18 protein-coding genes and 1 pseudogene are annotated in these 16496 nt (G+C 69.0%); 17 read left to right on the top strand and 2 right to left on the bottom strand.

Annotation, left to right across the window (positions count from 1 at the left end; translation table 11 throughout):
• Positions 1 to 10: 10 nt before the first annotated feature.
• The 11 genes from ACHMXE_RS27530 (at position 11) to ACHMXE_RS27480 (ending at position 9429) form a co-directional block, all read left to right on the top strand.
• The gene (locus tag ACHMXE_RS27530) at positions 11 to 880 is read left to right on the top strand and encodes a helix-turn-helix domain-containing protein (protein ID WP_395352565.1); all 870 of its coding nucleotides are present in this window, start codon (positions 11 to 13) and stop codon (positions 878 to 880) included.
• Between the two features lie 39 nt (positions 881 to 919).
• Positions 920 to 1534: a DUF938 domain-containing protein gene (locus ACHMXE_RS27525; protein ID WP_395352563.1), complete on the top strand. Its 615-nt coding sequence runs from the start codon at positions 920 to 922 to the stop codon at positions 1532 to 1534.
• Between the two features lie 285 nt (positions 1535 to 1819).
• Positions 1820 to 2839, top strand: a complete 1020-nt coding sequence (locus tag ACHMXE_RS27520; protein ID WP_395352561.1) for a patatin-like phospholipase family protein — start codon at positions 1820 to 1822, stop codon at positions 2837 to 2839.
• Between the two features lie 37 nt (positions 2840 to 2876).
• Positions 2877 to 3419, top strand: a complete 543-nt coding sequence (locus ACHMXE_RS27515; protein ID WP_395352559.1) for an RICIN domain-containing protein — start codon at positions 2877 to 2879, stop codon at positions 3417 to 3419.
• Positions 3420 to 3574: 155 nt separating this feature from the next.
• Positions 3575 to 4168: a DUF4304 domain-containing protein gene (locus tag ACHMXE_RS27510; protein WP_395352557.1), complete on the top strand. Its 594-nt coding sequence runs from the start codon at positions 3575 to 3577 to the stop codon at positions 4166 to 4168.
• Positions 4169 to 4347: 179 nt separating this feature from the next.
• A complete protein-coding gene (locus ACHMXE_RS27505; RefSeq protein WP_395352555.1) occupies positions 4348 to 5361 on the top strand; it encodes an acyl-CoA dehydrogenase in 1014 nt (337 codons plus the stop codon).
• A complete protein-coding gene (locus tag ACHMXE_RS27500; RefSeq protein ID WP_203200973.1) occupies positions 5361 to 6128 on the top strand; it encodes a PIG-L deacetylase family protein in 768 nt (255 codons plus the stop codon). Before ACHMXE_RS27505 ends, ACHMXE_RS27500 begins: the two co-directional genes overlap by 1 nt.
• Complete coding sequence (locus tag ACHMXE_RS27495) at positions 6125 to 6739, top strand: class I SAM-dependent DNA methyltransferase (protein ID WP_395352550.1); 615 nt, start codon at positions 6125 to 6127, stop codon at positions 6737 to 6739. Before ACHMXE_RS27500 ends, ACHMXE_RS27495 begins: the two co-directional genes overlap by 4 nt.
• Before the next feature lie 183 nt (positions 6740 to 6922).
• The gene (locus ACHMXE_RS27490; protein WP_395352548.1) at positions 6923 to 7231 is read left to right on the top strand and encodes a plasmid stabilization protein; all 309 of its coding nucleotides are present in this window, start codon (positions 6923 to 6925) and stop codon (positions 7229 to 7231) included.
• A 30-nt stretch (positions 7232 to 7261) separates the two neighbouring features.
• Positions 7262 to 8125 (top strand): NmrA family NAD(P)-binding protein, encoded by an 864-nt coding sequence (locus tag ACHMXE_RS27485; protein ID WP_395352546.1) that lies wholly within the window; start codon positions 7262 to 7264, stop codon positions 8123 to 8125.
• Between the two features lie 74 nt (positions 8126 to 8199).
• Positions 8200 to 9429 carry an esterase-like activity of phytase family protein gene (locus tag ACHMXE_RS27480; protein WP_395352544.1) on the top strand — a complete coding sequence of 410 codons (1230 nt, stop codon included), beginning with the start codon at positions 8200 to 8202 and terminating at the stop codon, positions 9427 to 9429.
• 33 nt (positions 9430 to 9462) lie between these two features.
• Here ACHMXE_RS27480 and ACHMXE_RS27475 read toward each other — a convergent pair.
• Positions 9463 to 10525, bottom strand: a pseudogene (locus ACHMXE_RS27475) (aldo/keto reductase).
• 193 nt (positions 10526 to 10718) lie between these two features.
• Between ACHMXE_RS27475 and ACHMXE_RS27470 the strand changes: the two are divergent.
• The 5 genes from ACHMXE_RS27470 (at position 10719) to ACHMXE_RS27450 (ending at position 15395) form a co-directional block, all read left to right on the top strand.
• Positions 10719 to 11711, top strand: a complete 993-nt coding sequence (locus ACHMXE_RS27470; protein ID WP_057590231.1) for an AraC family transcriptional regulator — start codon at positions 10719 to 10721, stop codon at positions 11709 to 11711.
• 117 nt (positions 11712 to 11828) lie between these two features.
• Positions 11829 to 12008 carry a DUF3606 domain-containing protein gene (locus ACHMXE_RS27465; RefSeq protein ID WP_203200979.1) on the top strand — a complete coding sequence of 60 codons (180 nt, stop codon included), beginning with the start codon at positions 11829 to 11831 and terminating at the stop codon, positions 12006 to 12008.
• 28 nt (positions 12009 to 12036) lie between these two features.
• Entirely contained in the window at positions 12037 to 12960 is a 924-nt protein-coding gene (locus ACHMXE_RS27460; RefSeq protein ID WP_395352541.1) for a cation diffusion facilitator family transporter, read from the top strand.
• Positions 12961 to 13138: 178 nt separating this feature from the next.
• Complete coding sequence (locus ACHMXE_RS27455) at positions 13139 to 13549, top strand: hypothetical protein (protein WP_395352539.1); 411 nt, start codon at positions 13139 to 13141, stop codon at positions 13547 to 13549.
• A 601-nt stretch (positions 13550 to 14150) separates the two neighbouring features.
• On the top strand, positions 14151 to 15395 hold the full coding sequence (locus ACHMXE_RS27450; RefSeq protein ID WP_395352537.1) for a class I SAM-dependent methyltransferase: 1245 nt from the start codon (positions 14151 to 14153) through the stop codon (positions 15393 to 15395).
• Here the strand turns inward: ACHMXE_RS27450 and ACHMXE_RS27445 are convergent.
• Complete coding sequence (locus ACHMXE_RS27445) at positions 15392 to 15796, bottom strand: VOC family protein (protein ID WP_395352535.1); 405 nt, start codon at positions 15794 to 15796, stop codon at positions 15392 to 15394. The genes ACHMXE_RS27450 and ACHMXE_RS27445 overlap by 4 nt on opposite strands.
• A gap of 235 nt (positions 15797 to 16031) precedes the next feature.
• On the opposite strand from ACHMXE_RS27445, the gene ACHMXE_RS27440 reads away from it, so the two are divergent.
• Positions 16032 to 16496, top strand: a complete 465-nt coding sequence (locus ACHMXE_RS27440; protein ID WP_395352533.1) for a (2Fe-2S)-binding protein — start codon at positions 16032 to 16034, stop codon at positions 16494 to 16496.

Genomic DNA, 16496 nt, shown 5'->3' with positions numbered 1-16496 from the left:
TGATCGCCACATGGACCGACCCACCCCCGACCCGATCGCCGAACTGATTGCCTGGATCGAGGCGCGGCTCGACGACACGCTCACGCTCGATCGCATCGCGCAGCAGGCCGGACTGTCGCCGTATCACTTCTCGCGGCTCTTCACCGCGCGCATGGGCCGCAGCGTGATGGCCTATGTGCGCGGCCGCCGGCTGGTGCGCGGCGCGCGCCGGCTCTGCGACGAGCCCGATCTCAAGCTCGTCGAGCTCGCGCTCGATTGCGGCTTCGAGTCGCAGGAGGCATTCACCCGCGCGTTCAAGCGCATCTTCGGCGTGTCGCCCGGACGCTTTCGCGCCGGCTTCGCGCTCACACCCATCGAAGGCCAATACCCCATGAACCTGCCCGCCAGCACTTCCACCGCCGTGACCCGGCTGCCCGACCTCGTCCGGCTCGAGGCCTTCAGCATCGCCGGCCCGGCCCGGCGCTTCGACCAGGAGAGCCGCGCCGAGATTCCGCAGCTGTGGTCCGCGCTGATCGGCGCCTTGCCGTTCAAGGGCCAGGAACCGAGCTGGGCCACCTACGGCGCGGTCTGGAGCGTCGACCGCGAGGAGGGCAGCTTCGACTACATGGCGGGCGTGGGCATCGAGCCCGGCAGCAGCTTGCCCGCGGGCTTCAGCGAGAAGCGCATTCCGGCCGCGACCTATGCGGTGTTCCGCATCACGCTCGACGGATCGGCGCTGCATCCGCAGGTGAAGAACGCGATGGCGACGATCTGGGGCCAGCTGATCCCGGCCTCGGGCCTCAGGCTGGCCGACAGCCCGGACTTCGAGCTCTACGACGGCAGGTTCGAGCCCACGCGGCCCGGCGCGGTGATCGATTTCCACGTGCCGGTCGAGGGCTGATAGCCTCCGGCTCCCGACCTTCGCCACACCGAACACCGCATGTCCGATCTTTCCTTCAGTCCCGCCGCCGAACGCAACAAGCAACCGATCCTCGAGCGGCTGCTCGGCATCCTCGGCGAGCAGGGCGCGGCGCTCGAGATCGCCTCGGGCACCGGCCAGCATGCCGAGTGGTTCGCGACGGCCTTGCGCGGCTGGACCTGGCAGACCAGCGATGCCGATGCGCGCACACTTCTCGCGCTCGCGCGCCGCGTCGAGCAGGCCGGGCTGCCGGGGCTGCGGCCGCCGGTGCTGCTCGACGTGATGGATGCACCCTGGCCCTCGCAAGGCGAGGCCTTCGCGCAGGAGTTCGATGCGATCTACTGCGCGAACATGCTGCACATCTCGCCGTGGTCGACCTGCACCGCGCTGATGCAGGGCGCGGCGCGGCATCTGCGGCCCGAGGGCCTGCTGGTCACCTACGGGCCTTACTTCGAGGAAGGCACGGCACCGGCGCCGAGCAACCTCGCTTTCGACCAGAGCCTGCGCGAACGCGACCCGACCTGGGGCATCCGATCGTTGAAGGACGTGCAAGCGCAGGCGCGCGCCGCGGGGCTGCGCCTGCGTGCGCGGCACGAGATGCCCGCGAACAATCTGCTGCTGGTGTTCGGGCGCTGAAAGTCACGGTGCCGTCACGCCGATCTGCCAATGAAAAGACGTGATCGAAATTCCGGACAGATGCATTGCAATGCAATCATTCGCATTGCCGAATAGATCCTTCAATTGATGGGTAATTGCGCATTGCGCGATTGAACTTTCTTCTCGCAACGGATTGCCGTGGGCGCTAATCCATTGGGCTGTACAACGTTCCAATTCAGCGGGAATCCACGCGTAGACGCCGCTTGACGGCGAAGAACAGACTCCGCGTCCCATCTCGGGATATGTCCCAAAGGAGTCTTTCCAGTGGCAAAGAAATTCACCATCCTGGCTTTCGTGGGCGGCGGTATTCGCGGCCTCATGTCGGTCACGATTCTCAAGCGATTGAAGGAATACCGGCCCGACCTGATTCGCGATGTCGATCTGATCGCGGGTTGCTCGACCGGATCGATCATCACGAGCGAATTGCTGGCGGGCAAGTCGCCCGACGAGATCATTCATCTCTTCACGCACGGCGAGCTGAACTTCTACGACAACATGAACACCGATCCGACGGCGCCCGCCTATCCGATCAAGTCGGTGTACGAAACGCAGGAGCTGCTGCACGGCGACAAGAAGGTCGGCGACGAGACCCGAAAGAAGGTGCTGTTCGTGACCTTCAACGTGGGCGGTCTGGAGCTGGTCGACGGCATCGTGGTTCCGAAGCCCTGGTCGCCCTGGATGGTCACCAACATGCTGACCGAGGCCGACCTGAAGGACGGCTTCGATGGCCATGTGAACTATCCCATCGCCAAGGCCGCGACCTCGAGCGGCTCGATGCCGGGCCAGCTCAATTCCTTCGAAGGCAATGTCGACGGCGCCTTCTTCAACCACGATCCCACGATGGCCGCCATCGCGCTGGCCGTGCACAACGGCCACAAGCTCGAGGACATCTCGGCCATCACCATCGGCACCGGCCTGATGCCCGACTGGGTCGCGCCCAACACCTACGAGTGGGGCGCGCGCCAGTGGATGGACGGCGTGCCGAACCCGTTCGAGAACACGACGCCGTTCCTGATGAACCAGGAGCGCTCCTCGCCGATGCTCGACATGTGCCTCAACGGCACCTCGGACAACCTGATGCCGACCCTGGCCAAGCTGATGCTCGGCGACCGCTTCACCAACCTCAATCCGCGGCTGCCGTGCTTCATTCCCGAGAACTCGACCAGCCCGCAGGCCATCGCGCTGCTGCAGGACCACGGCAACAAGCTCGATCTCGAGGCGGCCTACCAGTTGATCGACACCTACTGGCCCGGCGGTTCGAGCGACCAGCCGATCCAGGCCTGAGCGGCCCCATTCCCACCCATTGCGAACAGGAGAAATGATGCCGATCACCGAACCGGGATTCATTGCACCCCATGCCTACTTCATCACCGAGGGCCAACCCTTCGTCATCCGACAGATGGGCGAGGCGGGCCAGGTCCTCGATGTCTACGAGAACAACCCGGCCCAGAACCAGCAGGTCATCACCTACCCGCCGAACGGCGGACCCAACCAGGCGTGGCGCTTCGTCCCCGCGGGCGCGTCCGGCTGGTGGTACCTGCAGACGACCATGACCACGGGCTACGTGCTCACGATGGCCACGCCCACCGGCAATTCGCCGCTGCTGCAGAACGTGGTGGTGGCGCCGATGGCCAAGGACGCGCGCGACGAGCAGCTCTGGAGCCTGATGCCCAGCGAGACCCTTGGCTACTGGTTCATCCAGAGCAAGCTGCTGGTCAGCAACGAGTACAACGCGAAGGTCCTCGGCGTGCACGCGGCGGGAGGACCCGGGATCTCCGATCCTTGCGCGGTGGTGGTCGACGTGGACTACCTGCAGTACGAGCCGCAGGTCTGGGCCTTCATGCCGGGGAACGTGACCGGCTGATGCGGGGGCGGTGCATCCGCGCCGCTCAAGCGCCGGGGTCCTCGATGCCGAACTCGATGAATGCCGCCATCCGTCGTCTCCCGAAACGCGCCCGAGCATGGCGAGCGCGAGGCGCGGTGAGAATGCAACCCCCATCCACTCGCCCCACGAAGCCGATGACCACCCGCGCCACCTTCCTCAAGTTGCTGACCCGCAAGCTGTACCCCGTGCTCATGGCCGAAGGCTTCGAGGGCACGGGCCAGACCCTGCGGCGCATCGAGGGGCCGGTGATCCACGTCTTCAACGTGCAGGGCGCGAGCGGCGGCAAGCAGTGCTACCTCAACCTCGGCGCGCACCTCGACTTCCTGCCGACCGAAGGCGGAGGCCAGGTCGCGTCGGCGGAGATCGAGGAGTCGCACTGCGTGTTCCGCGATCGCCTCGATCCGCCGGCCGGCGAGGCCCATGGCTGGGCCTATGGCCAATCGATGGAGGAGGCCGAGGAAACGGTCGATTTCATCGTGAGCGAATGGGCCGGGCCGGGGCGCGGCTTCTTCGCGACGCACGGCAACTATCCGCAGGGCTTCGTGCAGATGCTGCGCGAGACCGATCCCGCGCGGATCCACGCGCGCACGGCGCTGCACCTTGCGCGGATCGCGGTGCACCTGGGCGAGCGCTCGATCGCCCAGGCGCTGGTCGATACCGGACTGGCGAAGGCGCCCGAGCGCGCGACCAGCCTGAAGGCCGATCTCGAGAAGGTGCTGGCGGGCTGAGGCCCGCGCTCGGCGCGTCGCATTGCGCCGTGCCCCCGCTGTAGGACCCGGCCTCGCGCCGGCGTCGGCGGCGCGGGCCGCCACTCCTACAGGCCCGGGGCCTTCCTGCCGACGGGGCATGGCGTGGCCGCCCTCTATGTTCGGAGCGAACTCACCGAACCACGCCCGCACCAAGATCCATGACGGAAGACCTCAGCAGCGACACCCTCGAGCGGCTTCGGCTGCCCGCCGATCCCGCCGTCGCACTGACCCGCCTCGTCGAAGCCGGCGCCGACCGCGTGCCCTGGCCGGCCCAGGGCCGCACGCTGATGCGCTGGCGCGCGCTCGCCGAGGTCGCGGCGCACGATCTCTCGCTGGCCAAGCTCTATGAAGGCCATACCGACGCGCTCGCGATCCTCGCCGAGCTGCATGGCCCCGCCGTGCCGGCCGGCTCGCGCTGGGGCACCTGGTGCGCCGAGCCGCCCGATGCGCGCGTCGCCATGCGGCCCGAGGAGGGCTGCCCCGGCGCCGTGCGGCTCGACGGGCGCAAGGCCTGGTGCTCGGGCGCCGCGGGTCTCACGCATGCGATCGTCAGCGTGCACGACGAGGAGGGCCGCGCCTGTCTCGCGGCCGTGTCGCTCAAGCAGCCGGGGGTGCGGGTGTCGGACGAAGGCTGGGAGGCCGTGGGCATGGCCGCGAGCGCGAGCGTGGACGTGCATTTCGACCACGCGCTCGCGGTGCCGGTCGGCCGGCCCGGCGACTACACGAGCCGCCCGGGCTTCTGGCAGGGCGGCGCCGGCATCGCGGCCTGCTGGTGGGGCGGCGCCCTGGGCATCGCGCGCCAGGTGCTCGCGATCGCGGCGCAGGTCGGCAAGCCCGATGCGCACCGGCTCGCGCACCTCGGCGCCATCGATGCCGCGCTGGCCGGCGCGACCGCGGTGCTGCGCGAGGCCGCGCACTGGATCGACACCCATCCGGCCGACGACGCGCGGCGCGTGGCGCTGAACGCGCGGCTGGTGGTCGAGCAGGCGGCCGAGACGGTGCTGCGCCACGCGGGCCGCGCGCTCGGCGCCGCGCCGCTGTGCCGCGACGCGCGTTTCGCGCGCGCCATGGCCGACCTGCCGGTATACCTGCGCCAGAGCCACGCCGAGCGCGACCTCGCCGCGCTCGGACAGATCGCCGTCGACGAAAGGAGCGCCACATGGGTGCTGTGATGAACAAGATACGCGGTGCCGCCGGCCGAGCGATCCGCGGCGACGGCACCACCGAGGCCGAATGGAACGGCTGGCCCGGGCTGGCCCGGCTGCCCGCGATCGCCGCCGGGGAACTGGTGCCCGAGGGCGCGCGCGCCGTGGTGGTGGCGCCGCATCCCGACGACGAGGTGCTCGCGGTCGGCGGCCTGCTGGCGCAGCTCGCGGAGCAGGGGCGCGAGGTGGTGGTGATCGCCGTGACCGACGGCACCGCCAGCCATCGGGGATCGGCGGTGTGGTCGCCCGAACGGCTGGCGCGCAGCCGGCCGCGCGAGAGCCTGCGCGCGCTCGAGCGGCTCGGGCTGGCGATCGAGCCGATACGGCTCGAGCTGCCCGACGGCGGACTGCAGGCGGTGCGGGCCACGCTGGCGGCGCGGCTGGTGTCGCTGCTGCGGCCGCGCGACATGGTCTTCACGACCTGGCGCCGCGACGGGCATCCCGACCACGAAGCCACGGGCCAGGCCTGCGCGCTGGCGGCGGCGAGCGCGGGTGCGCGCCTGGTCGAGGTGCCGGTCTGGGGCTGGCACTGGGCCCGTCCCGCGGATGCGCGCATGCCGTGGCGGCATGCGCGACGCCTGCTGCTCGACCCCGAGGCGCTGCGGCGCAAGCGCGAGGCAGTGCGCGCCTTCACGAGCCAGCTGCGGCCCGATCCCTCGACCGGCGCGCCGCCGGTGCTGCGCGCCACCACGCTGGCGCGTGCGCAGCGGCCCTACGAGGTCGTGTTCCTGTGAATCCCGCGGCGCCGCACGACTACTTCGAGTCGCTCTACGCGGCCAGCGAGGATCCCTATGCCGTGCGCGCGCGCTGGTACGAGGCGCGCAAGCGCGCGCTGCTGCTCGCGGCCTTGCCGCGGGTGCGCTATCGCCATGCGTTCGAACCCGGCTGCGGGATCGGCGAGCTCACGCTGGCACTGGCCTCGCGCTGCGACCGGTTGCTCGCGAGCGATTTCTCGGCCCGGGCGGTGGCGACCGCACAGCAGCGCACGGCCGGGCTTGGCCATGTGGAGGTGCGGCGGCAGACCCTGCCCGACGACTGGCCGATCGATGCCGGCCCCGGCAGCTTCGATCTGATCGTGCTCAGCGAGGTCGGCTACTTCCTCGACCGCGAGGCGATGGAACGCGTCGCGGCCTGCTGCGAACGCGCGCTCGACGCCGACGGCACGCTGGTGGCCTGCGACTGGCGTCCCGACTTCGCGCAGCGCAGGCTCCCGACCGCCGACGTGCAGGATGCGCTGGCCGCGCTCGGCCTGGCCCGGCTGGTGCTGCACGAGGAGGCCGACTTCGTGTTGCAGGTGTGGGCACGCGACGCGCGCTCGGTCGCCGAACGCGAAGGCATCCGGTGAGCGCATCGCCATCGCGGGCGGACGGGGCCTGAACCGCCGCGGGCTCCCTACACCTCGATGCAAGCGTGTTGCGCCGCCGACGACGGACAGCGCTGACGCGGGCCGCTAGGCTTTTCTTACCCTGGGTGCGAGTGCCCGCGCGCAGCATGTTTTTCATCTTCCATCCACACAGGAGCGATGAACATGCCACGAGGCGACAAGTCGTCCTACACGGACAAGCAGATACGCAAGGCCGAGCATATCGAGGCAGGCTACGAGAAACGCGGCCTGGGCCGGGGCGAGGCCGAGCGCCGCGCCTGGGCCACGGTGAATGCCGAAACCGGCGGCGGCAAGAAGAGCGGCTCGGGCCGCGGCAAGACCGAGAACCATGCGCCGTCGCGCAAGGGCGGGCACAAGGGCGGTGCCGCGGCGGCCGCCCGACCCGCGGCCGCGCGATCGGCGTCGGCGCGCAAGGCCGCGGCCACGCGCAGGCGCAACGAGCAGCGCGGCTGACCCCGGCCGCCTGCACTCACGGAGACGACCATGCACATCATCCTCGGAGCCACCGGCCACGTCGGCTCGGCACTGGCCGAAGCACTGCTGGCCAAGGGCCAGCCGGTCACCGTCATCACGCGCCATGCCTCGAAGACCGAGGCGCTGCGCAAGAAGGGCGCCAAGGTCGCGGTGGTCGACGTGTTCGACGTTGCCACCTTCCAGCGCGTGCTGGCCGGCGGCAAGCGGCTGTTCCTGCTGAACCCGCCCGCGGCGCCGTCGACCGACACCGCGGCCGAGGAGCGGCGCAGCCTGCGCAGCATCCTGCGCGCGGTGCAGGGCGCCAACCTCGAGAAGATCGTGGCCGAGTCGGCCTACGGCGCGCAGCCCGGCGAGCGCATCGGCGACCTCGGCGTGCTCCACGAGATGGAGCAGGCGCTCGCCGCGCAGCCCATTCCCACCGCCGTGATCCGCGCGGCCTACTACATGAGCAACTGGGACCTGTCGCTGCAGACCGCGCAGGAGCAGGGCGTGGTCCACACCATGTACCCGGTCGACTTCGCGCTGCCGATGGTGGCACCGCAGGACCTGGGCCAGTTCGCGGCTCGGCTGATGGAAGGACCGGCCAAGGATTCGGGCCCGCATCATGTGGAAGGTCCCGAGGCCTATACCAGCGCGGACGTGGCCGAGGCCTTCGCGCTCGCGCTCAACAAGCCGGTGCGCGCGGTCCAGACGCCGCGCAGCCAGTGGGAGCATGCGTTCAAGGCGATGGGCTTCTCGGACGCGGGCGCGGCCTCGTACGCGGCGATGACGCGCGTCACGCTCGACAAGAAGTACGAGGCCGAGAACCCCGAGCGCGGCCGCGTCTCGCTGCGCGAGTACATCGCGGCGCTGGTACGGCGCAACACGGGTTGAACGCGGCGAGGCTTCACCGAACCGTCATCTGCCCTCCCTAGCATCCGGCGCTTCGCCCACTCGCGCAGCGCCCGATGCCTTCCTTCGCTCCTCCCTTCAAGCCCGCCGCTCTTCGTCTTCTGGCCGCGGCGCTGTGCGCCGCCGTTGCCCCGACCGCCTGCGGCGGTGGTGGCGACAGCGGCGTATTCCTGCCGGTGGCACCGGCCCCGGCACCCGCGGCGCCGCCACCGGCTACAGCGCCCGCGCCCGTCGCCGAACGCAGCGTGCAGAGCGTGCGGCTGATCGGCGAACAGGTGCTGGCCAACGACCTCAGGATCGACGGCGTGCAGGTCGGCGGGCTCTCGGCGGTCGACTACGACCCGGCCACGAAGCTCTGGTACTTCCTCAGCGACGACCGCACCTCGTCGCGCTTCCACACGGCCGAACTCGACTACGACGGCCAGCGTTTCTCCTCGGTGCGCTTCCGCTCGACGATCGCGCTCAAGGACATGAACGGCAAGGTCTATCCCAGCCCCGATCCGGCGCCGGGTGGCACCGCGGCCGATCCCGAATCGTTCCGCATCGACCCGCAGGGGGGCGGCCTGTGGTGGGGCAGCGAGGGCGACCGCGCACGCGGCCTCGATCCCTTCGTGGCGCGCATGGCCATCGACGGCGTGGCCAACCTGATCCTGCCGGCGCCCGCGATGTTCAGGATGTCGCCGACGCAGGAGAAGGGCTCGCGCAACAACGCGACCTACGAGGCGCTGAGCTTCTCGGCCGACGGCAGGAGCCTGTGGGTCGGCATGGAAGCGCCGATCTACGAAGACGGCCCGCTGCCCACGCCCAAGAGCGGCGCGGTGTCGCGCTTCACGCAGTTCGATCGCGCGGGCGCGGTGCTGCGCCAGGTCGCCTATCCGATCGATGCGATCCCCAAGGCGCCCACGGGCCCGAATGCCGACAACGGCGTGTCGGAGATGCTCGCGATCAACGACCACCAGTTCCTCGTGATCGAGCGCGCGGGCGTGCAGGCGGCCGACGGCAACTACAGCAACTACATCCGCCTCTACGAGATCGAGACCGAAGGCGCCACCGACGTGCGCGGCCTCGCGAGCCTCGTGGGCGCCGACTACAAGCCGGTGCGCAAGCGCCTGGTGCTCGACCTCAACACGCTGGGGCTGGCCAGGCTCGACAACATCGAGGGCATCGCCTGGGGACCGAAGCTGCCCAACGGCAACGACACGCTGGTGCTGGTGTCGGACAACAACTTCAACACCGCGAGCCAGATCACGCAGCTGCTGGCCTTCGAGGTGCAGCCGAAGAAGTAGGGCAGGGCCGCCGCTCGGCGGCCCTTTGTCGGCTCAGCCGCGCGACAGCGAATCCGCCACGCGCTGGCGCCGCACACCGCCCTGGCGCTCGAGCATCCAGCCCGGGTACTCGGCCGGCAGCGCGCTGACCTTGTCGAGCCGCGCGAGTTCGTCGGCGGTGAGCTGGATGGCGGTGGCCGCGAGGTTGTCGTCGAGCTGGTCGACGCGCTTGGCGCCGATGATCACGCTGGTCACCACCGGCTGGTGCAGCAGCCAGGCCAGCGCGACCTGCGCCACCGAGACCTTGCGCGCCTCGGCCAGCTCGCGCATGACGTCGATGCAGTCGAAGGCGCGTTCCTTGTCGACCGGCGGAAAGTCGAAGGCGATGCGGCGGCTGCCCTGCTCGGCCTGCTGCGCCTCGCCCGCGCGGCTGTACTTGCCGCTGAGGAAGCCGCCGGCCAGCGGGCTCCACACCATCAGGCCGACCTCCTCGCTGCGCAGCATCGGCACCAGTTCGCGCTCGAGGTCGCGGCCCGCGATCGTGTAGTAGGCCTGCAGCGATTCGAAGCGCGCCAGGCCCTTGCGTTCGGAGATGCCCAGCGCCTTGACGATCTGCCAGGCGGCCCCAGTTCGACACGCCCACGTAGCGCACGTGGCCGTGACGCACCAGGGTGTCGAGCGCCTCCACGGTTTCCTCGATCCGCGTGGCGGGGTCGAAGCCGTGGATCTGGTAGAGGTCGATGTGGTCGAGCTGCAGCCGCCGCAGGCTGGCCTTCACGCCGTCCATGATGTGGTAGCGCGAGGCGCCAGCGGAGTTGACGCCCTTGCTGCCGGTTTCGCCGAGCACCTTGGTCGCCACCACCACCTTGTCACGCGGCACCTTGAGGTTCTTGAGCGCCTGGCCGGTGATGACTTCCGACTGGCCTTCGGAATAGACGTCGGCGGTGTCGATGAAGTTGATGCCGGCGTCGAGCGCGCGGCCGACGAGCGCCTCGGCCTCGGACTGCTGGAGATCGCCGATCTGGCCCCAGATGCCCGAGGACCCGCCGAAGGTCATGGTGCCGAGGCAGAGCTCGGAGACGAAGAGGCCGGTGCGGCCGAATTTGCGGTATTGCATCGAAAGACTTCCTTTGCGTTGAAGACCCGGTGGGCCCCGGAAAAGTATCCGGCCGCGCACCGTCCCGGGGCCAGCGCGTTCCTGCAAAGGTCTTGCCTAATTCTCCAGACCGGTGGCCGCGGGCGTGCGCGCGCGCCAGGGGAGGTTTAAGCTGCGAGCCGCTTGTTTCTCCACCGTGACAAGGACTCGCCACATGTCCGACGAAACCCCCGACATCCTTTCCGCCATCGGCACGCCGCTGCCGCTGGAACCCGAACTCGACGAAGCCCGCAAGGAGCTGGTGCGCCTGATCAACCTGGTGACCGGCGGCCGCGATGGCTCGATCGACACCGCGGTGCCCGGCCTGTTCGTCTACTGCGTCAGCAAGCCCGACGGCCCCAAGCATGCGATGCAGACGCCCGCGCTGGGCCTGATCGCGCAGGGCTCCAAGCGGATCATGGTGGGCGACGACATCTACGTGTACGACCCGATGCACTACCTGGTCACCTCGGTCGACCTGCCGGTGTGCGGCCAGGTGCGCGTGACCAGCGAGCAGGAGCCCTACCTGGGGCTGCGGCTCGAGCTCGCGGTCGACGAGATCGGCGAGCTGATCCGCAGCGAGCAGCTGCCGGCCAAGGCCAATGCGCCGGCCTCGCGCGGCATGTACGTCAACCGCATCGCGATGCCGGTGCTCGAGCCGGTGCTGCGGCTGCTGCGCCTGCTGGAGACGCCGGAGGACGTGCCGATCATGGCGCCGCTGATCAAGCGCGAGATCATGTACCGGCTGCTGGTGAACGGCGAGGGCGCGCGGCTGCGGCAGATCGCGCTGCAGGACAGCCACACCCAGCGCGTGGCCAAGGCGATCAGCGCGCTGCGCGTGAACTTCGCGCAGTCGCTGAAGGTGGAGGACATGGCGCGCGCGGTGCACATGAGCGTGTCGTCGTTTCATCATCACTTCAAGGCCGTGACCGCGATGAGCCCGCTGCAGTACCAGAAGCAGCTGCGGCTGCAGGAGGCACGCCGGCTGATGCTGCTGACCGGCGCCGACGTGGCGACGGCCGCGCACAACGTGGGCTACGAGAGCCCCTCGCAGTTCGCGCGCGAGTACGGCCGCATGTTTGGCGCGCCGCCGCTGCGCGACAAGCGTCGCTGGCTCGGCGAGGCCGGCAACGACGCGCTGGGCGCGGCCTCGCGCGAGGCGGCCTGAGCAGCCGGCCCGCGCCGCGCGGATGGATGCCGTCCTGCATGCGGTGTCGTCCGCGTCCGGCGTTCCCGCGCCGCGCGCTCGCGACACTGCGTGGCTTCAATGCAGGAGAAATTTCCGATGTCCGAAGACCTTCAGATCCGCATCCCCCGGGACGATGACCGGATCGACGTGACCGACCTCAAGGAAGTCGACTACTGGACCGAATGGTTCGGCGTGTCGGAAGAACGGCTTCGCACCGCCGTCGCCTCGGCCGGCACCTACAAGGACGACCTGCGCATCTACCTCGGCCTGCCTTGAGGCCCGGCTAGCGACGGCCACGCTCTCCATGGCCGAATCCCGCATCGCCATCTACGGCGCCATCGGCGCGAACATCGCCATCGCGATCACCAAGTTCATCGTGGCCGGCATCACCGGCAGCTCGGCGATGCTGTCCGAAGGCATCCATTCGTCGGTCGACACCTTCAATGGCGTGCTGCTGCTGGTCGGCCTGCGCCTGAGCAAGCGCCCGGCGAGCGTCGAGCATCCGTTCGGCCACGGCAAGGAGCTCTACTTCTGGAGCCTGATCGTGGCGGTGCTGATCTTCGGGCTCGGCGGCGGCGTGTCGTTCTATGAAGGCATCGAGCACATCCGCCATCCCGAGCCGCTGGGCGATCCGACCTGGAACTACGTGGTGCTCGCGGCCGCGGCGGTGTTCGAGGGCACGAGCTTCCTGATCGCGCTGCGGCAGTTCCGCGCGCAGGCCGGCGGCACGCCGTTCTGGCAGGCGCTGGACCGCAGCAAGGACCCGACCACCTACACGGTGCTGGCCGAGGATGCGGCCGCGCTGGCCGGCCTCGCGGTGGCGGCGCTGGGCATCTACCTCGGCCACCGCTTCGACATGCCGGTGTTCGACGGCGCGGCCTCGATGGTGATCGGGCTGCTGCTCGCGGGCGTGGCGCTGCTGCTGATCGCGCAGTCGCGCGGCCTGCTGATCGGGGAGGGCGTGCGGCCCGAGACGGCGCGCGCGATCCGCGAACTGGCAATGGCGCAGCCCAGCGTGGAGGAGGTGGGCCGGGTGCTGTCGATGTACATCGGGCCCGACCAGGTGCTCGCGATCGTCGACGTGAATTTCAAGGACGATACCGACACCGGCGACGCCGCCGAAGCCATCGCCGCCATCGAGCGCCAGGTGCGCGCACGCTTTCCGATGATCAAGCGCCTGTTCATCGAGGCGAGCGAAGCGCCGCCCGATCTCGCCCTGCATTCCTGAGCGGCGCCTCGCGCGGCGCACGCTGCCGCGATGGCGTCCTGGCCGTGCGTACAGATCTCTTGCCTGGTTGGCAACCCCTCGTGATGACGGAAACAATTGCTTGCATTCACATGTAAACAATGATTTCATTCCGTTCAGAAACAAGGGAGCCCACCGAGCAGCAAGAAGGGAGTCCGACGTGAACCATCACGGGTCGACGCTTCGAAACCTGGCACCTCGGGCAGCGCTTGCCCTGTGCCTTCTGCCGCTGGCGGCCGCAGCCGCCGACGGGACCATCCACTTCACCGGCGCGATCGTCGGCGCACCCTACGAGATGCGCGTCGATGCACGGCCGGGCACGCTCGTTCACCGCGTGACGAGCCACGCCACCGAGATCCGCTTCCTGCGCCAGGAGATCGATGCGCCGAGCGCCAGCGTGCGCGTCGATGCGCTCGGCGAACAGCCGCTGGCCATCGCGTTCATCGACGCGCTCGGACGCACGACGCCGCTGGCGCCAAGGAGCGAGCGGTCGATCGGGCAGGACGGTGGGGTGTTGTCGATGGCGGCGCAGTCGGGCGGCATCGCGCTCGTGACCGTGCGCTACGACTGAATTGCTGCCGCGCGGTCGCGAGGGACTTCGAACGGGCCCGGCGCGACGGCCGGGTGGAGAAGCGTGCGCCCGTTCAGGCGACGGTCAGGACCGGGCGATTACCGTCGCTCGACGGCTTCGCGGCTCGCGCGGGCGGCCACGGCGGCGTTCACCGCGTTTTCAGTGGCCAGGCGCTTGCCCCCGCACAGGGTGCACTGGTAGTAACGCAGCCAGGGAAGCCAGCGCATCCAGGAGCGACGTGGAATGCGTTCGAGATGGGCAAGCCCGCAGGAACACTTGGAAGACGAAATAGCCATCGGCGTTGGACTTCAAGATTGTTGTGCATCGAGCTTTTTCCCTTGCCGAGGCTCTGAGGCCTATTCGCAGCTTCGTTACGTTTGCCGCAATTATTCTTTCGAAATAGTGCATTTGTATTACGGATTGTGAGATTTCTGAATACTGTAGTTTTCCCGCACATCCGACTCGAACCACGGCTTTCCGTCAGATTGGAGCGCTAAGCCGTGACGGTTCCGGGTCGAACTCCCGCATTGCCCTGCACATCGCACGGAATCTGGCTATCGTGCTTTCCCGAATCGCAAGCAACACCAACACGGAGAAATGCATGCTTTGGGAAAAGAAGGTCGAACAGTGGAGCGCGGCCGTCCGCGCACGTGCCAATCTGCCCGCGCGGCTGACCTTGTGGGACGGCAAGTCGTACGACTTCGGCGACTTCAGCGGCCCGGCCGTCACCCTGCACGTGAAATCACCCTCGGCGCTGTCGCTGATGCTCGAGCCGACGCTGGCCAACCTCGGCGAGGCCTATGTGCAGAGCAAGATCGACATCGAGGGCAAGCTCAGCGACATCATCGACATCGCCTACGGGCTCGCGAAGAGCTCGCTCGACAGCGGCACCGGCGCCGGTGCCAGCGCGCTCAAGAACATGGCGCGCTACTTCACGCACACCAAGGCGTCGGACCGCAAGTCGATCCAGTACCACTACGACGTCTCGAACGCCTTCTACCAACTGTGGCTCGACCCGAACATGGTCTATTCGTGCGCCTACTTCGAGAACGGCGACGAGGACCTCGAGACCGCGCAGCTCAAGAAGATCGACCACATCCTCACCAAGATCCAGCTGCAGCCGGGCCAGACCCTGCTCGACATCGGCTGCGGCTGGGGCGCGCTCGTGATCCGCGCGGCGCAGAAGTTCGGCGCGCGCTGCGTGGGCGTGACCCTGTCGCAGAACCAGTTCGAGCTCGCGACCGAGCGCGTGAAGGCCGCGGGCCTGGCCGACCGCATCGAGATCCGGCTGCAGGACTACCGCGACGTGAGCGGGCAGTTCGATCGCATCACCAGCGTCGGCATGTTCGAGCACGTGGGCCGCAAGAACCTGCCCGAGTACTTCCAGCGCGTGCGCGCGCTGCTGGCCGATGACGGCGTGGTGATGAACCACGGCATCACCTCGTCCGACCCCGAGGGCGGTGGCGTCTCGTACGGCGGCGGCGACTTCATCGACCGCTACGTGTTCCCGAACGGCGAGCTGCCGCACATCGGCCTCACGCTGCAATCGATGCAGCAGGGCGGCCTCGAGGCCTTCGACGTGGAGAACCTGCGGCGCCACTACGCGCGCACGCTGCGGCTGTGGAGCGATGCCTACGAGGCGCACACAGAGCAGGTGCGCGCGATGGTCGACGAGGAGAAGTTCAGGATCTGGCGCGTGTACCTCGCGGGCTGCGCCTATGCCTTCGAGAACGACGACGTGGCGATCTACCAGATCGTGGGTCGCAAGGCCGGCCGCGCGGCGAAGACGCTGCCGTGGTCGCGGCGCTACATGTACCCGAGCGACCCGGGCCTGCTGGCGGCCTAGGAGGCCGCGCCGCGGCAGCCGGCCTCGACGTTGTTGCCGTCGGGGTCGAGCACGTAGGCGCCGTAGAAATGCATCTCGGCCGGCCCGCGCGGGCCGGGAAAGCCGTTGTCGATGCCGCCGGCCTGCAGCGCCGCGCGATGGAAGGCGTCGACCTCCTGCGGCGTCTTCGCCGAGAGCGCCAGGTGGATCGGGCTGGCCGACACCTGGTGCGCGCCGCTCCAGAAGGCCGGCTGGTCGGTGCCGATCCAGACGAAGGGCACCGTCAGCTCGGCACTGCGAACGAGCAGGAACGAATGGGCGCAGTTGTCGAGGGTCCGCAGGCCGAGCGCGCCCGCGACCGCGTCGTAGAAGCGGCGCGCGGCGCGCAGGTCGCGCACCCTGAAGCCGATGTGGTCGAACATGGTGATCCTTTCGTCGGGAGTCCGTGCATGGTCCGGCCCCGCGCAGCGCCCGGGGAACGGACCCGCCGCGCATCGTGCGGCCGGACATCGCCTACGCAGGATGTCTGGAAACGAGGCTTGCGCGTCCGGCGCGAATTCCTTCGGCGTGACATCCTCCTGTCGGCCTGCCTGCGTGCCGCACCGCCGGGTGCGTCGCGAGGGCAGCGAACCACCCCACGACAAGGACACGAACAACATGAAAGTCAATGGAATCGAACGCCCGCTCGACGTCGACGGCGACACGCCGGTGCTCTGGGCCTTGCGCGACGTGCTCGGCATGACCGGCACCAAGTTCGGCTGCGGCATGGGCCTGTGCGGCGCCTGCACCATCCATGTCGACGGCGCGCCCACGCGAGCCTGCCTCACGACGGTGGAATCGGTGGGCAAGGCGAACGTGAGCACCATCGAGTCGCTCGCCGCCACGCGCGTGGGCCGCGCGCTGCAGAAGGCCTGGCTCGACCTCGACGTGGTCCAGTGCGGCTACTGCCAATCGGGCCAGCTGATGTCGGCCACCGCGCTGCTGAGCAAGAACACGACGCCGAGCGACGAGGAGATCGATGCCGCGATGAGCGGCAACGTCTGTCGATGCGGCACCTATGTGCGCATCCGCACGGGCATCAAGGAGGCGGCACGCGCGCTCTCCGGAAAGGCGGTGGCCTGA

The sequence above is a fragment of the Variovorax sp. UC122_21 genome (assembly GCF_044056785.1).
Lineage (GTDB): Bacteria > Pseudomonadota > Gammaproteobacteria > Burkholderiales > Burkholderiaceae_C > Variovorax.
Note: the sequence above shows the minus strand (reverse complement) of the source record. Positions and strands in the feature narration are given on the sequence as shown.

Excerpts from the sequence above, each read along its gene's own strand:
- ACHMXE_RS27530 (WP_395352565.1), top strand. The coding sequence starts at position 11 with ATGGACCGACCCACCCCCGACCCGATCGCCGAACTGATTGCCTGGATC.
- ACHMXE_RS27525 (WP_395352563.1), top strand. The coding sequence starts at position 920 with ATGTCCGATCTTTCCTTCAGTCCCGCCGCCGAACGCAACAAGCAACCG.
- ACHMXE_RS27515 (WP_395352559.1), top strand. The coding sequence starts at position 2,877 with ATGCCGATCACCGAACCGGGATTCATTGCACCCCATGCCTACTTCATC.
- ACHMXE_RS27510 (WP_395352557.1), top strand. The coding sequence starts at position 3,575 with ATGACCACCCGCGCCACCTTCCTCAAGTTGCTGACCCGCAAGCTGTAC.
- ACHMXE_RS27505 (WP_395352555.1), top strand. The coding sequence starts at position 4,348 with ATGACGGAAGACCTCAGCAGCGACACCCTCGAGCGGCTTCGGCTGCCC.
- ACHMXE_RS27500 (WP_203200973.1), top strand. The coding sequence starts at position 5,361 with ATGAACAAGATACGCGGTGCCGCCGGCCGAGCGATCCGCGGCGACGGC.
- ACHMXE_RS27490 (WP_395352548.1), top strand. The coding sequence starts at position 6,923 with ATGCCACGAGGCGACAAGTCGTCCTACACGGACAAGCAGATACGCAAG.
- ACHMXE_RS27485 (WP_395352546.1), top strand. The coding sequence starts at position 7,262 with ATGCACATCATCCTCGGAGCCACCGGCCACGTCGGCTCGGCACTGGCC.
- ACHMXE_RS27480 (WP_395352544.1), top strand. The coding sequence starts at position 8,200 with ATGCCTTCCTTCGCTCCTCCCTTCAAGCCCGCCGCTCTTCGTCTTCTG.
- ACHMXE_RS27470 (WP_057590231.1), top strand. The coding sequence starts at position 10,719 with ATGTCCGACGAAACCCCCGACATCCTTTCCGCCATCGGCACGCCGCTG.
- ACHMXE_RS27465 (WP_203200979.1), top strand. The coding sequence starts at position 11,829 with ATGTCCGAAGACCTTCAGATCCGCATCCCCCGGGACGATGACCGGATC.
- ACHMXE_RS27460 (WP_395352541.1), top strand. The coding sequence starts at position 12,037 with ATGGCCGAATCCCGCATCGCCATCTACGGCGCCATCGGCGCGAACATC.
- ACHMXE_RS27450 (WP_395352537.1), top strand. The coding sequence starts at position 14,151 with ATGCTTTGGGAAAAGAAGGTCGAACAGTGGAGCGCGGCCGTCCGCGCA.
- ACHMXE_RS27445 (WP_395352535.1), bottom strand. The coding sequence starts at position 15,796 with ATGTTCGACCACATCGGCTTCAGGGTGCGCGACCTGCGCGCCGCGCGC.
- ACHMXE_RS27440 (WP_395352533.1), top strand. The coding sequence starts at position 16,032 with ATGAAAGTCAATGGAATCGAACGCCCGCTCGACGTCGACGGCGACACG.